The sequence below is a fragment of the Actinoplanes auranticolor genome, from assembly GCF_018332655.1.
GTDB lineage: Bacteria > Actinomycetota > Actinomycetes > Mycobacteriales > Micromonosporaceae > Actinoplanes > Actinoplanes auranticolor.
In genome coordinates this window covers 141,179-154,664 of record NZ_BOQL01000017.1, presented here as the reverse complement: position 1 = coordinate 154,664, position 13,486 = coordinate 141,179, and the positions used below count along the sequence as shown (strand labels likewise).

14 protein-coding genes are annotated in these 13,486 nt (G+C 72.7%); 3 read left to right on the top strand and 11 right to left on the bottom strand.

All coding sequences use genetic code 11. The features are described from left to right. Positions 1-50: 50 nt before the first annotated feature. The 4 genes from Aau02nite_RS09110 to Aau02nite_RS09095 all read right to left on the bottom strand — a co-directional run bounded on the left by Aau02nite_RS09110 (position 51) and on the right by Aau02nite_RS09095 (position 3,223). Positions 51-986: a septum formation family protein gene (locus tag Aau02nite_RS09110; RefSeq protein ID WP_212987866.1), complete on the bottom strand. Its 936-nt coding sequence runs from the start codon at positions 984-986 to the stop codon at positions 51-53. Between the two features lie 91 nt (positions 987-1,077). After that, positions 1,078-1,506, bottom strand: a complete 429-nt coding sequence (panD, locus tag Aau02nite_RS09105) for an aspartate 1-decarboxylase (RefSeq protein ID WP_212987865.1) — start codon at positions 1,504-1,506, stop codon at positions 1,078-1,080. Further along, positions 1,506-2,339 carry a pantoate--beta-alanine ligase gene (panC, locus tag Aau02nite_RS09100; protein WP_212987864.1) on the bottom strand — a complete coding sequence of 278 codons (834 nt, stop codon included), beginning with the start codon at positions 2,337-2,339 and terminating at the stop codon, positions 1,506-1,508. Before panC ends, panD begins: the two co-directional genes overlap by 1 nt. Continuing rightward, positions 2,336-3,223 (bottom strand): Rossmann-like and DUF2520 domain-containing protein, encoded by an 888-nt coding sequence (locus tag Aau02nite_RS09095; RefSeq protein WP_212987863.1) that lies wholly within the window; start codon positions 3,221-3,223, stop codon positions 2,336-2,338. Before Aau02nite_RS09095 ends, panC begins: the two co-directional genes overlap by 4 nt. Positions 3,224-3,370: 147 nt before the next feature. On the opposite strand from Aau02nite_RS09095, the gene Aau02nite_RS09090 reads away from it, so the two are divergent. Then, complete coding sequence (locus Aau02nite_RS09090) at positions 3,371-4,426, top strand: SAM-dependent methyltransferase (protein ID WP_212987924.1); 1,056 nt, start codon at positions 3,371-3,373, stop codon at positions 4,424-4,426. Beyond that, a complete protein-coding gene (locus tag Aau02nite_RS09085) occupies positions 4,423-5,565 on the top strand; it encodes an NADH-quinone oxidoreductase subunit D (protein ID WP_212987862.1) in 1,143 nt (380 codons plus the stop codon). The genes Aau02nite_RS09090 and Aau02nite_RS09085 overlap by 4 nt, the downstream gene beginning before the upstream one ends. Before the next feature lie 7 nt (positions 5,566-5,572). Here Aau02nite_RS09085 and Aau02nite_RS09080 read toward each other — a convergent pair whose 3' ends face one another. The 4 genes from Aau02nite_RS09080 to Aau02nite_RS09065 form a co-directional block, all read right to left on the bottom strand. Continuing rightward, on the bottom strand, positions 5,573-7,360 hold the full coding sequence (locus Aau02nite_RS09080) for a hypothetical protein (RefSeq protein ID WP_212987861.1): 1,788 nt from the start codon (positions 7,358-7,360) through the stop codon (positions 5,573-5,575). 111 nt (positions 7,361-7,471) lie between these two features. Beyond that, positions 7,472-8,470: a glycine betaine ABC transporter substrate-binding protein gene (locus tag Aau02nite_RS09075; protein ID WP_212987860.1), complete on the bottom strand. Its 999-nt coding sequence runs from the start codon at positions 8,468-8,470 to the stop codon at positions 7,472-7,474. Positions 8,471-8,632: 162 nt separating this feature from the next. After that, positions 8,633-9,349 carry an ABC transporter permease gene (locus tag Aau02nite_RS09070; RefSeq protein ID WP_212987859.1) on the bottom strand — a complete coding sequence of 239 codons (717 nt, stop codon included), beginning with the start codon at positions 9,347-9,349 and terminating at the stop codon, positions 8,633-8,635. Beyond that, entirely contained in the window at positions 9,346-10,086 is a 741-nt protein-coding gene (locus Aau02nite_RS09065) for an ABC transporter permease (RefSeq protein ID WP_212987858.1), read from the bottom strand. The genes Aau02nite_RS09070 and Aau02nite_RS09065 overlap by 4 nt, the downstream gene beginning before the upstream one ends. A gap of 2 nt (positions 10,087-10,088) precedes the next feature. Between Aau02nite_RS09065 and Aau02nite_RS09060 the strand changes: the two genes are divergently transcribed. Further along, complete coding sequence (locus Aau02nite_RS09060) at positions 10,089-11,102, top strand: ABC transporter ATP-binding protein (protein ID WP_212987857.1); 1,014 nt, start codon at positions 10,089-10,091, stop codon at positions 11,100-11,102. A gap of 160 nt (positions 11,103-11,262) precedes the next feature. Here Aau02nite_RS09060 and Aau02nite_RS09055 read toward each other — a convergent pair whose 3' ends face one another. From Aau02nite_RS09055 to Aau02nite_RS09045, 3 genes are all read right to left on the bottom strand, one after another. Then, complete coding sequence (locus Aau02nite_RS09055) at positions 11,263-11,754, bottom strand: hypothetical protein (RefSeq protein WP_212987856.1); 492 nt, start codon at positions 11,752-11,754, stop codon at positions 11,263-11,265. Positions 11,755-11,833: 79 nt separating this feature from the next. Then, on the bottom strand, positions 11,834-12,118 hold the full coding sequence (locus Aau02nite_RS09050) for a hypothetical protein (RefSeq protein ID WP_212987855.1): 285 nt from the start codon (positions 12,116-12,118) through the stop codon (positions 11,834-11,836). Between the two features lie 31 nt (positions 12,119-12,149). After that, positions 12,150-13,412, bottom strand: a complete 1,263-nt coding sequence (locus Aau02nite_RS09045; protein ID WP_212987854.1) for an ABC transporter permease — start codon at positions 13,410-13,412, stop codon at positions 12,150-12,152. Positions 13,413-13,486 lie beyond the last annotated feature (74 nt).

Here is a 13,486-nt window from a genome sequence, read left to right as displayed (position 1 = left end):
CATCGCGGGGGCGGGGAAATCACGGGCGGGGCGGCAAGAAGTGCCGGGCGTTACTGGTACTGGACCGGCATGGCCTTGCTGCCCTTGCCCTTCAGTGAGGACGTCAGGGTCGTCGCGTCCAGCCACAGGTAGCAGCGCACGCCGCGGTCGCCCAGTTCCCAGACGTCGTCCCCGCCCGGCAGCGAGATCACCCCGGCGCGGAACTGCAGGTCGGCGTCGTCCGGCACGCCGACGTACGAGGCGATCCGGCTGCGGCAGCCGTCGTGGAACCTGTCCCACTGCTGGGCGGTCTGCGGGTAACCGGCCTTCCCGGCGTCCCAGATGCCCACGAACTCGGCGTTGTGCTTGGCCGAGCACTCCCGGGCCGGCATCGTGCCGATCTTGCCGTCCTGGTCGAGCAGGACGTTGTAGCAGGTCAGCAACAGTGGCGAGGCCGGCTCCGCGAGCGCGCCGCGCAGGGTGCCGACCCGCTGCACCAGGCCGCCGTCGTCCTCGACCGAGCTGCTCACCAGCACCTCGCAGCGGTACCAGCGGGCCCCGCCGGTCCAGGCCGCCCGGGTCGGCTGGGTCACCCCGATCCAGAGCCGCGCCGTCCGCCACGGCCCACCGACGTACGCCGTGGTCTTGGTGTCGCAGACCTGGTACGCCGCCCGCGCGCCGGCCGAGTCCTGGGCCGGCGGATCGGACGCCTCGGCGGCCGGGCTGGGATAGGTGCCGACGTACACGGTCTCGGTGCGGTGCCTGAGCTTGCAGTCGACTTCCTCGTACGTCGACCGGGGCCCGAAGGTGGCGAAGTTGGCCAGGTGGCAGGTCTCGGCGACCGGGGTGAAGCCGGTCGGTACGCCGATCGCCGCCCAGCCGTCGGTGAGGTCCCCGTCGACGCCGGCCGGATTGCCGCACCCGGCGGCGAGGACCAGCGTGAGCAGGCTCAGCGCTGCCGCGACCGGCCACCGCCGCGCACGGCGCAGCCGGGGCAGGTGTCGCATGAACCGAGCCTCCCGAGCGCCAGCCGATGTCCGATTTGTCGATCATAGGGCAGTCGACTCGGCCGGCACGGCGCCTTCAGGAGAACCTCGTTCAGCGGGTCAGCACCGCGCCGTCCGCGCGTACCGGATCTCCGGCCAGGCCGGCCACCGCCGCGGCCGGGTCCGCGCCCAGTTCGATGATCTTGTTGCTCGCGTCCACGTGCACGATCCGCGGCTCGTACGACCGCGCCTCGGCGTCGGTCAGCTGCCCGTACGCGATGAGGATGACCAGGTCACCCGGGTGCACGAGGTGCGCGGCAGCGCCGTTGATGCCGATGACGCCGGTGCCGCGTTCGCCCGGGATCACGTACGTCTCCAGCCGCGCGCCGTTGGTCACGTCCACGATCGCGACCTGCTCGCCGGCCAGCAGGTCGGCCGCCTCCATCAGGTCGAGGTCCACGGTCACCGAGCCCACGTAGTGCAGGTCGGCCTGGGTGACCGTGGCCCGGTGGATCTTGGACTTGAGCATGGTGCGGATCATCAGGCGGCCTTCCCCAGCAGGACCGGAACGTTGTCGATCAGCCGGGTGCTGCCCACCTTGGCCGCGACGAGCAGCCGCGCGGGTCCGTCGGTGGGCACCGGGCCGAGCAGCGGGTCGGTGAGAGCCAGATAGTCGACCTGCACGCCGGGCTCGTCGGCGAGGATCTTGCCGGCCGCCTCCAGCACGCTCTGCGCGTCCGTCTGCGCGGCCCCCTCCCGCAGCGCGTGCGACAGCGCCAGAGCCGCCGGCCGCTGGTCGGCCGACAGGTAGCGGTTGCGGCTGGACAGCGCCAGGCCGTCGGCCTCGCGGACCGTGGGCACGCCGACGATCTCGACGCCGATCTCCAGGTCCTTGACCATCCGGGTGATCAGGGCCAGCTGCTGGAAGTCCTTCTCGCCGAAGAACGCCAGGTCGGCACGGGTCAGCAGGAGCAGCTTGGCGACCACGGTGAGCATCCCGGAGAAGTGCCCGGGGCGGCTGGCGCCCTCGAGGATCTCGCCCGTCGCGCCGGCGTTCAGCGTCACCTGCGGCGTGCCACCCGGGTACATCTCGTCGCGGTCCGGCGCGAACACCACGTCGACCTGCTCGGCCCGGCACGCCTCGACGTCGGCGGCCAGGGTGCGCGGGTACTTGTCGAAGTCCTCGTTCGGGCCGAACTGCAGCGGGTTCACGAAGACCGTGACGATGACGAAGTCGCCCCGCTCCCGGGCGACGCGCATCAGCTGCCGGTGTCCCTCGTGCAGGGCCCCCATGGTCATCACGACGGCCACCCGGCCGGACGCGGCGGCCCGGGCGGCGGCCAGCTCGGCCCGGGTGTGGATGAGCGCGGTCATGAGGGACTCCCTACGGTCGCCTGGGCCAGAACATCCATCAACAGCGCCGCGTCCTGCGGTCGCAGCCGCCCAGCGGCGATGGCCCGGTCGGCAGTGCGCCGGGCCAGAGCGAGATAGGCGGGTACGGACTCCGGCGCGATCCGGCTCAGGTGCTTGCCGACCGTGCCCGCGTCACCTCGCGACACCGGGCCGGTCAGCGCGGCATCGCCCAGGCTCAGCGCGTTGTCCAGGGCCGCGTGCAGCAACGGCGACAGCACCGCCTCGGGGCGCTCGACCCCGGCCGCGCGCAGCAGGTCGGCAGCCTCGTTGACCAGCGTGACCAGGTGGTTCGCGCCGTGCGCGAGGGCGGCGTGGTAGAGCGGGCGGGCATCCTCCGCGATCCACTCCGGCACCCCGCCCAGGTCGGTGACCAGCCGCGCGGCGAACGCGCGGTCGCGGGCGGTGACGCCCCAGGCGATGCCGGGCAACCTGTCCAGGTCGGAGTCGACGCCCGTGAAGGTCATCGCCGGGTGCAGCGCGAGGCCGTCCCGGTCGCCGAGGACGGCGAGCCCGTGCGCGCCTGAGGTGTGCGCGACGACCGTACGGGCACCCAGCGAGCCGGTCATGACCAGGCCCGAGACGACGGCGGCGAGGTGGTCGTCCGGGACGGCGAGCAGCAGGAGATCGGTGGCGGCCCGGGCGACCTCGTCGGCGGGCAGGATCGCGGCCTGCGGCAGGAGGCGCTCGGCCCGCTCCCGTGAGGCGGCGGAGACGGCGGCCGTAGCCACCACCCGGTGCCCGGCTTCCGCCAGGGCGGCGCCGAGCACAGCGCCCACCCGGCCGGCTCCGACAACACCCACGACCAGGGGGCGAGCGCGCTTTCCGGCGCGCGGCACAGCGCTCATAGAAAGATCCAGTCCTCGTGAAAGGGGTACCGGTCGATCGCAAGTATGCGCCGACGTAACACGCTCGTGACAAGAGCGTGTGAACAACTGCACCGGGCGTTTGCGCCTAGATTGGCAGGCGTGACGAGCCTGGGTTGGCGAGCGGCGATGACCACCGCCCTGTACGGACCGGACGGCTTCTTCACCCGCGCCGCCGAGGGCCCCGCGGACCACTTCCGCACCAGCGTGCACGCCTCTCCGCTGTTCGCCGGGGCGCTGCTGCGGCTGATCCGCGACGTCGACGCGGCGCTGGGCCACCCGGCCACCCTCGACGTCGTCGACGTGGGCGCCGGCCGGGGTGAACTGCTCGCCGCGCTGCACGCTCTGCTCGACACCGATCCCGCGCCCGGCCTGGCCCGGCGGGTCCGCTTCACCGGGGTCGAGGTCGCCGCCCGGCCGGCGGGTCTGCCGGCCGACATCTCCTGGCAGCGGTACGTGCCCGAGCACCTCACCGGGATGCTGCTGGCCACCGAGTGGCTGGACAACGTGCCGCTCGACGTGGCCGAGGTCGACGCCGAGGGCCGGGCCCGGCGGGTGCTCGTGGACCCGGCCACCGGACAGGAGCGGCTGGGCCCCGACGTGGACCCGGCCGACCGGTTCTGGCTGAGCCGGTGGTGGCCGGCGGCGCGCCCCGGGGACCGGATCGAGATCGGCTGGCCCCGCGACGTGGCGTGGGCCGACGCGGTGGCGGCGCTGCGGCGCGGCTGTGCGCTCGCGGTCGACTACGGGCACCTGCGCTCGGCGCGGCCGGCGCTGGGCACGCTGACCGGCTACCGGCAGGGACGCCAGGTGCCGCCCCGGCCGGACGGCAGCACCGATGTGACCGCCCACGTGGCCGTCGACTCGGCCGCGGCGGCTGCCGGTACGGCGTACCGGATCATCAGTCAGCGCGCCGCGCTGCGAGCCCTCGGGGTCGGCGGCGGCCGGCCACCGCTGGAGCTGGCCCGCACCGACCCGGCGGCCTACCTGCGGGCGCTGAGCTCGGCCGGCGCCGCGGGCGAACTCATCGACCCGGCCGGGCTGGGCGCGCACTGGTGGCTGCTGCACGAGGTCGGCATCGAGCTCCGTGGGACGATGCTGGCAATGAGCGAGCTTGCGAGCGAATCATCAACTCAGCGCCGGACGAATGTCATCACCGGAGCGCCAGCGGAGGGGATGGCATGAGCGACCTGCGGGAGATGACGGTCGGCACGGGGTCCGGTCTGGACACGGCCGACATGGTGCTCAACATCGGCCCCCAGCACCCGTCCACCCACGGCGTGCTGCGGCTCAAGCTCACCCTCGACGGCGAACGCGTGGTGTCCTGCGAGCCGATCGTCGGCTACATGCACCGCGGCGCCGAGAAGCTGTTCGAGGTGCGCGACTACCGGCAGATCATCGTCCTGGCCAACCGGCACGACTGGCTGTCGGCGTTCTCCAACGAGCTGGGCGTCGCGCTCGCCGTGGAACGGCTCATGGGCATCGAGGTGCCCGAGCGCGCGACCTGGCTGCGGATGGCCCTCGCCGAGCTGAACCGGGTGCTCAACCACCTGATGTTCCTCGGCTCGTACCCGCTGGAGATCGGCGCGATCACGCCGATGTTCTACGCGTTCCGCGAGCGGGAGACGCTGCAGGCGGTCATGGAGGAGGTCTCCGGCGGCCGGATCCACTACATGTTCAACCGGGTCGGCGGCCTCAAGGAGGAGGTCCCGGCGGGCTGGACGTCCCGGGCCCGCACGGCGATCGACGAGGTCCGGCGCCGGATGCCGGACATCGACCGGCTGATCCGGCGCAACGACATCTTCCTGGCCCGCACGGTCGGCGTCGGCGTGCTGACCGCCGACCAGGCCGCGGCGTACGGCGCCTCCGGCCCGGTGGCCCGGGCCAGCGGCCTGGACATGGACCTGCGGCGGGACGAGCCCTACCTGGCGTACGACGAGCTCGACGTGCCCGTGGTGACCCGCACGACCGGGGACTGCCACGCCCGCTTCGAGGTGCTCCTGGACCAGGCGTACGTGTCACTGGACCTGGCGCAGGCCTGCCTGGACCGGGTGGACCAGATCAGCGGCCCGGTCAACGTGCGCCTGCCCAAAGTGGTCAAGGCGCCCGAGGGCCACACGTACGCGTGGACCGAGAACCCGCTCGGCGTCAACGGCTACTACCTGGTGTCCCGCGGCGAGAAGACCCCGTGGCGGATGAAGCTGCGCACGGCGTCGTACGCCAACGTCCAGGCGCTGGCGACCCTGATCCCGGGCTGCCTGGTGCCGGACCTGATCGCGATCCTGGGCTCGATGTTCTTCGTGGTCGGGGACATCGACAAGTAGCCGGCTGCTACCGCCTGCCCCGCGGCTCGTGGCTGCGCGGCGCCCAGCCGTGCTGCGGGGCCATGGGATCGGGGCCGTACTGGTTGTCGCTCACCGGCCGGCCATAGGTGTTGGCCTGGCCGGGCTCCGCGTCCTCCGTCCCCGGCTGCGGGTCCTCGTTGTCGAGCAGGAAACCGCCGGACGCGTCCTGGGCGAAGAAGGGCGAGTCCGCGCCGCCGTATCTCGACCGGTCGTCAGCGATGGGGTCGGCGTAGTGGTAGCCGCCGGTTCCGGCCTGGTCCTGGGCCGCGGGATCGGCGTAGTCGTAGTCGGCGGGTGCGGTCCAGGCCGCGGCACCGGGCTGGCCGTAGCCGCCATGGCCGGTTTGTCCGTCGTAGCCGGTCTGTTCGTCGTAGCCGAGCTGAGCGTCGTAGCCCAGCTGAGCGTCGTAGCCCAGCTGAGCGTCGTAGCCCAGCTGCTTGTCGTAGCCCAGCTGCTCGTCGTAGCCCAGCTGAGGGTCGTAGCCCGCTTGTCCGTCGTAGCCCGGCTGAGCGTCGAAGGCCGCTTGTCCGTCGTAGCCTGGCACGTCGTAGCCGTTGCCGAAGGGCGCGGCGCCGTAGCTGGGCGCCTCCGGTGTCGGCAACTCGGTCAGGCCGTAGCGGGCGATGTCCGTGCCTGTGTCGGGCGCCGCGTGCCGCCGGGACGGCCGCCGCCCTGCCGGGGCTTCAGCCGCGTAGGCGCCGTCGGCGTCGGGGGCGTCGTATTCGGCGTCCGCGCCGCGCTCTGCCCACGCCGATCCGGACAGTCCTGGGCCGTAGGGGCCGCCCTGCCCCGCCGGGGCGGCATGGCCACCACCGGTCGGCGGCGGCACCATCGCGGCGCCGCGCTGACGGGGGGCCGCTGCTGCGGGCCGGACCGATGCCACCGCTACGGGCACGGAGGCCGCAGCGGCTCCGGAGACCCGGGCCGCCGACGTGGGGCTCGTGGCCGGAGCGACAGACGCGGTCGCCACCACCGGCGCTCCGGCACTGACCGGCCCGGGCGCACGTCCCCCGTCCGGTACCCGGCCGCCGGCCAACCCGGGTTCACGACCCCTCCCGGGCGCCCGGCCGTCCGTGCTGACCTGCCCGGACTCACGATCCCTATCGGGCACCCGGCGGCCGGGTCGCCCCGGCCCAGCCGCAGCCGGCGACCCCGGCACAGCGGCCGACGCCCGCCCACCGGCACCGACCACTCCCGGTTCCCGACCCGCCTCCGGCACCCGACCACCAGACCGCCCCGGCCCAGCTGCAGCGGGCGGCCTCGGCACGGCGGCCGACGCCCGACCACCGGTCGCATGCCCAGCCTCCGGCCGACCACCATCCATCGGCCGGACACCTGCCGACCCTGCGCCCACCGGCGCGGCACCCACCGGCGCGGCACCCACCGGCGCGGCACCCATCGGCCGTGCCCCCGCCGGAGCCAGAGCCGTGGCCGGCGAGCCGGCCGCGCGCATCCGGGTCATCTCGTCCTGCAGGGCCTTGACCCGTTGACCCGTCCCCCGGGCGTTCGCGGCGATCTCCTCCCGGAGCTCGTCGCGCATCGCCTTGATCTGGTCCTCGGCGTCCATCTCCAGCAGCACCGGGTCGTTGCGGACCAGCAGCGCGGCGCCGATGAGCACGACGCAGACCGCGACGAGCAGCACCGCGAAGCGGATCGAGCCGTCGCCGCCGAGCAGGGCGACGAGGGCGGCGACCGGGGCCAGGCCGACGCCGGCCCAGATCAGCACCGTGAGGAGGCGGGCGTTGTGCGGCCCCTCGGGGTCCCGGTCAGGCATGGTCGCAGATGCTACCCAGAGCGGCACCCGTCACGAAACGGGCAGATGCGGGACATCGCTCACGCGATGCCCCGCATCCGGGGTGATTCGACCGGGCTGATCGGCCGGGTGTCAGCCGGCGGCCAGTGCGCCGTCCGAGCTGAAGACCAGGCCGACGCTGATGGTGCCCTGCTTGAGGCCGGTCTTGGTGAGCGGTCCGCCCGCGTCGAGCGAGCTGAACTTGCCGGCCTGGAACTTGTAGGTGTCGACGAGGCCCTGCTGGCACTTGGGCCGCTGCGGGCACTCCGGCGGACCACCCAGGACGGTCGCCGCGCCCGAGCACTTGGCGGCCAGTTCGGACAGGGTCTTGACGCCGTACTTGGTGGCGAAGGCCTCCGTGGTGGCGAAGGCGTTCTGGTCCTGCGCCGTGGAGGGCTTGCCGAAGACCAGGCCGACCTTCTCGCCGAGGGCGGTGAGGTTGGTCATCGTGGTCTCGAGCTGCGGCGAGGACGGGTCCTTGGCGTCCTTGCCGTCGACCTTGCCGGACAGGAACGTCGCCAGGGTGGCGGCGTACTCCGGGACGACGTCGATGTCGCCCTTCTCCAGGGCCGGCTCGTACAGCTCGCGGTTGCCGATCTGCTGGACCTTGACCTTGTAGCCCGCGGCCGTCAGCGCGATGTTGTACAGCTCGCCGAGGGTCGCGTTCTCGCTGAAGTTGGCCGCGCCGACCGTCAGGTCGCCGCCGGAGCCCTTCTCGATGCCGGTGGTGATGGAGTTCGCCGTGGCGAACTCCTCCGCCGCCGCCTTCGACGACTTGCGGTCGATGTCGACCGCCTTGTTGAGCTCGATCAGCTTGGTCGTGTCGAGCGCCGCGGAGACCTTGTCGAGAGCGGCGATGAGCTGCGGCGACGAGGCCTTCTTGTTGATCGCGGGGACGATGTTGTCGGTGTTCTGCAGGTTCTTGTCGTCGGTGAGGACGACCAGCTTGTCGCCGGCGACGGGGGCGCAGCCGTTGCCCGCGGCGGAGCTCGCGGGGGCTTCCGTGCCGGAGGATCCGGACTCCCCGCAACCGGCGAGGATGACGGCGGCGGTCATGAGGGTGCCGGCCGTCAAGAGCAGGTGTCGACGCATACTGCCGCCTTCTGTGTCCCGGCCCGGCCAGATGGCCGCGCCGCGTGTCCGACGGGCAGTCGGTGTCCGATGCCCGTGTTTTTCAGTTTGCCGGGCGCGCTGAGCGACCCACGTTCATTCCTACTCGCAGGGTGCGACAAGTTTCGTAACGATGCGAGACCATTACCCGGCCGGGGCCGCCGCGGTCGGCCGGCGGTGCCGGTCCGTCCGGAGCGCGGCCGGTGTCACCAGTCGTTGTACGCCTGCGAGCACCGCTTCCACCAGCAATGCGAGCAGCGCCACAACGATGCCGCCGGCCACGATCTGCCCGCCGCCGCCGTTGCTCATCCCGATCCCGAAGCCGGCGGAGATGATCTCGCCGAGCCCACCGCCGTTGACGAACGCGGCCAGCGCGGCCGTCGCCACCACCTGCACGGCCGCGGTGCGCAGCCCGGCCGCCAGGTACGGCACCGACAGCGGAAGCTCCACCCGCCGGAGCAACTGACCGCCGGAGAGCCCCATCCCCCGGGCGGCCTCCCGCGTCTCCGGGTCGATCTGGCGCAGCCCGGTGTACGCGTTCGCCAGCAACGGCGGCACCGCGAAGACGGCCAGCGCGACGACCACCGGGGGCTGGCCGAAGCCGAGCGGGGTCAGCGGCAGGATGGTGAGCAGGGCCAGGGTGGGGATGGCCAGCGTCAGGTTGGCGAAGGTGAGCACCGCGCCGCCGCCCCGCCCGCGGTGCCCGAGCCAGATGCCCAGCGGCCAGCCGATGGCGCAGCCCAGCAGCACCGCCCACAGGCTGATCAGCAGGTGCTCCTGGAGGCGGTCGAACAGCCCGCCGGGGTTGGTCCAGTTGAGCGGGTCGTTGAGCCAGACGAAGCCCTCTTGGAAGTAGTTCACGAGCTGCGCTCCCTCGTCCACGGGGTGAGCAGCCGGCCGACTCCCGCCAGCGCCAGGTCGAGGACCAGCGCCAGGCCGACGCAGAGCAGCGTCCCGGTCATGATCTCGGCTTTGTAGAAGTTGTTCCGGAAGCCGCCGAGGATCATCTCGCCCAGGCCGCCCTTGCCGATCAGCGAGCCGACTGTGACCAGCGCCACGGTCGAGACGGTGGCCAGCCGCAGGCCGGTGAGGATGCCGGGCAGGGCCAGCGGCAGTTCGATGCGCCACAGCCGGCCGAGGCGCCCGTACCCCATGCCGGCGGCCGCGTCGCGGACCTCGGCCGGGACCTGGGTGAGCCCGGCCAGCGAGTTGCGGGTGAGCACCAGCAGCGCGTACAGCACCAGCGCGATCAGCACCGATGTGTCGCTGGTGGTGCCGACCGCCGGGGCGACGAGGGCGAGAAGTGCCAGCGACGGGATCGTGTAGAGGACGCCGGAGAGTGCAAGAATCGGGCCGGTCAGTGGTCGCCACCAGTAGGAGACGACCGCGAGCGGCAACGCGACGATCAGCGCGATGATCACCGCACGGGCGGTGAGACCCGCGTGGAACTGCAGTGCGGACAGGATCTCGCCGGCATTGTCATGGACATAGCGCCACGAGAACCACGGATTTCCCGGCCCGTCATCGGCGGGTGCGGCCAGCTCCCCGGGAGCAGCGAGGGGCCACGCCGGCACCGGGACCCCCGACAGGAAGGACATACGTGGACGCTACCGCGATCAACGACTCCGGCGCTGGCCGGACCGCGGCGTCTATCACGCTCGAGAACGTCGGGAAGGTCTATCCGGACGGGACCGTGGCGGTCGGCGACATCAGCCTGGAGGTGCGGGCGGGTGAGCTGGCCGTGCTGATCGGGCCGTCGGGGTGCGGCAAGTCCACCGTGCTCCGCATGATCAACAGATTGATCGAGCCGTCCAAGGGCCGGATCCTGATCGACGGCGCGGACGTCTCGGCGCAGGACCCGGTCGAGCTGCGCCGCCAGATCGGCTACGTGATCCAGAACGTCGGGCTCTTCCCGCACCAGAGCATCCGCACCAACATCGGCACGGTGCCGCGGCTGCTGGGCTGGAACCGCAAGCGGATCAAGGACCGCGCGGACGAGTTGCTCGAGCTGGTCGGGCTGGACCCGAAGCGCTACGGCGGCCGCTATCCGCACGAGCTCTCCGGCGGTCAGCGCCAGCGGGTGGGCGTGGCCCGGGCGCTCGCCGCCGACCCGTTGGTGCTGCTCATGGACGAGCCGTTCTCCGCGGTGGACCCGATCGTGCGCGGCCGGCTGCAGGAGGAGTTCCTCCGGCTGCAGGCGGCGGTCCGCAAGACCATCGTGCTGGTCACCCACGACATCGATGAAGCCGTACGGCTGGGCGACCGGATCGCGGTGCTGGCCGAGGGCGGCCGGCTCATGCAGTACGCGACCCCGGCCGACCTGCTCAGCAGGCCCGCGTCGGCGACGGTGAGCGAGTTCGTCGGCACCGACCGGGGGGTACGGCGGCTGGCCGTGACGCCGGTCCGCGACGCCATGCGCCCGGTCGGACAGATCGAGGAGATCGGGCGCCTGCCCACGGTCGACGTGTCCGGCACGCTCTACGACGCGCTCGCCGCGATGCTGACCAGCGACTCGCTCAACGTCGTGGTGGTCTCCGACGGCAAGCCGGTCGGTGCGGTGTCCCGTTCGGCCCTCTTCGACGCGCCGAACGCGGAAGCGGCGGCGCCGGCCTGACAGCGAGCCGCGGCGTGACCGGATGACGGGGGGAACCGTCCGGTCACGCCGCGGGGTGTCGCGGCGGTGCGGTGGCCGCGGGGGCGGCGGTCACCTGGTGCCGCGGCGGGCCCGGGTCGTACGGCGGCGCGGTACGCCGCACGCCGGGCCGGGGAAGGCTCTACCGGGTGCCGCGCCGGCCACCGAGGGTCGCGAGGCCGATGATCCAGCCGACGAAGAGGCCGTAGGTGGCGCCCTCCCCGGCGGTGCGGAACGCGCCCAGCAGCGAGGGGTTGGCCAGGAACAGCGTGGTCAGCAGGGCGGCGAAGCCACCGGCGAAGACGTAGGACGCCCAGCCGGCGAAGAACTGGCTGATCGTGCCGCGGGCCCGGGCCAGCTGCGAGCCGGGCAGCAGGTAGAGGAAGACCAGCGTCAGCACGACCACCAGGATCGCCTTGAGGTCGCCGATCACGATCGCGCGCAGCGAGTCGTCGGAGTCGAACCGCCAGTGCGGCCACGCCAGCAGGCGCAGCCACCAGCCGCCGGCGGTCTCCGGGTTGGTGTTGTCCTGGGCCCAGTCGGAGTACCACGGGCTGCCGAAGACCAGGACCAGTATCAGCGCGGCTATCGTGCCCGCGCCGGGCGCAGTTTTGTAGCGGTTGGTGAGAGCCATGAACCCGCTATTTCCCAGCGGATTCCGCTCACCAAACGCGTCGGGACTGATATCCGTGAATGTATGCCTTGCGGTGGTCTCAGTGCTTTTGCAGGTAATCGATGAAGGCTGCCCGAAGCAACGGCTCCTGCTCCCCGTACCCGTGTCCGGTCAGTTCACGCCACAGCGCGACCGCTTCTTCGATCGTCGGGCCCACCGTGTTCGGCGCGCCGTCCAGCGTCGCCGCATCGTCCGCGTCCGGCAGGTGCTTGAACACGGACCAGAAGAAGCTCAGGTCGCGGCGCTCCCGCGCCTTCGCGAAGGCCCGCTCACGCAGCTCCTCGGTGGGCAGGGCGTCCAGTTCGGCGAAGGTCGAGTCGGTCATGTCAGCCAGCATAGGGCGCAACGGCGCACCCTCAACGGGTACTGCCCCATGGGCCCTCGTCCCAGCGCAGTGGCTTGCTGTCCGGCGGCTCGGCCGAGGTGGACCAGGTCTGCGGCATGTTCGGGGTCCACGTGGTGCCGGCCGACGCGGCGGCGTTCCAGTCCGCCGTCGCGGGCATCGGCAGCGGGCGCCCGTACGTCTCGACCAGCCGGGTGACGATCAGGCCACCGCCGACCGCGCAGCCCGCGATCGCGAACAGCGCGATGTCGAAGTCGCGGCGGGCCGCGTAGTCCAGGAAGAGCGTCAGCCCGGCCACCGCCAGCAGCGTGCCGAAGATGCCGCCGCGCCGGCCGTACGCGCTGGTGCCGGCGAGCAGCGCCGCGCCGAAGGCCAGACCGGTCCACTCCAGGCCGGTGCCGGGCGCGATCGGCGCGGTGGACTGGGCCGCCATGAGGACGCCCGCGCCGACCGCGAAGACCGACGAGAGCACCAGCGCGGCGACCACCGGGAACGCCGCGGCCACCCCGCGCCGCAGGGCCGGGTCGCCGGCCGGTCGCTGCCGGCCGACGAGCCGCCGGATCGGCATGACGGTGCCCAGCGCGCCGCCGATGACGGCGAGCAGCGCGAAACCGCCGAAGAGGTAGAACGCCTGGTCGGCCGGGTCGTAGCCGGCCTGGACGGTGACCGGCGCGGTGCGCAGCTGGGCGTAGACGACGACGCCCATGGCGGCGGCGAGTGTCGCCGCCCAGCCGGGCACGTGCAGCACGAGCACGAGGACGGCCACGACCAGGCCGCCCGCGGCGGCGATGATCAGCGCCGGCACGGCCGCCTGGACCAGGCCCTCGTCGCCGTTCTCGGCGAAGTGCAGCGCGGCTCCCAGGGCGATCGGGCCGACCGCGAGATTGGGCACGCCGGCGCGCAGCGTCAGGCCGGCGCCGAGGGCGAGCAGGCCGATCGAGGCACCCGTGATGAGCAGGGTGTCCAGCGCGGGCCGGCGCAGGCTGGCCGGGTCGAGGCGGTAGAGCAGGTACGCGATCGCGGCGACCGCCAGCAGCAGGACGATCTCCCAGCCGATGTGGATGCCCAGCCGGTCACGGCCGTCGTCGAAGTCCCCGCCGCGGCGACCGGGGTCACCGGCCGGCTCGACGAGCTGCGCGCCCTCGCTCTCGTCCGGATCGAGGTCGCGCCGCCGGGCCCGGAAGTCGGTGGCCGCGAGGCCGGCCCGGTACGCCGCCGGGTCGCTTTCGCCCTGGTCACCGGCATTACGCCGATATGTGGTCTCGTCGTAGGCCATCCCGCACACCTCCTTCGCCGCCGGCACAGCATACGGAAACGAGAGGCCCTCGGTTCAAGTCCCGGATCGGACTC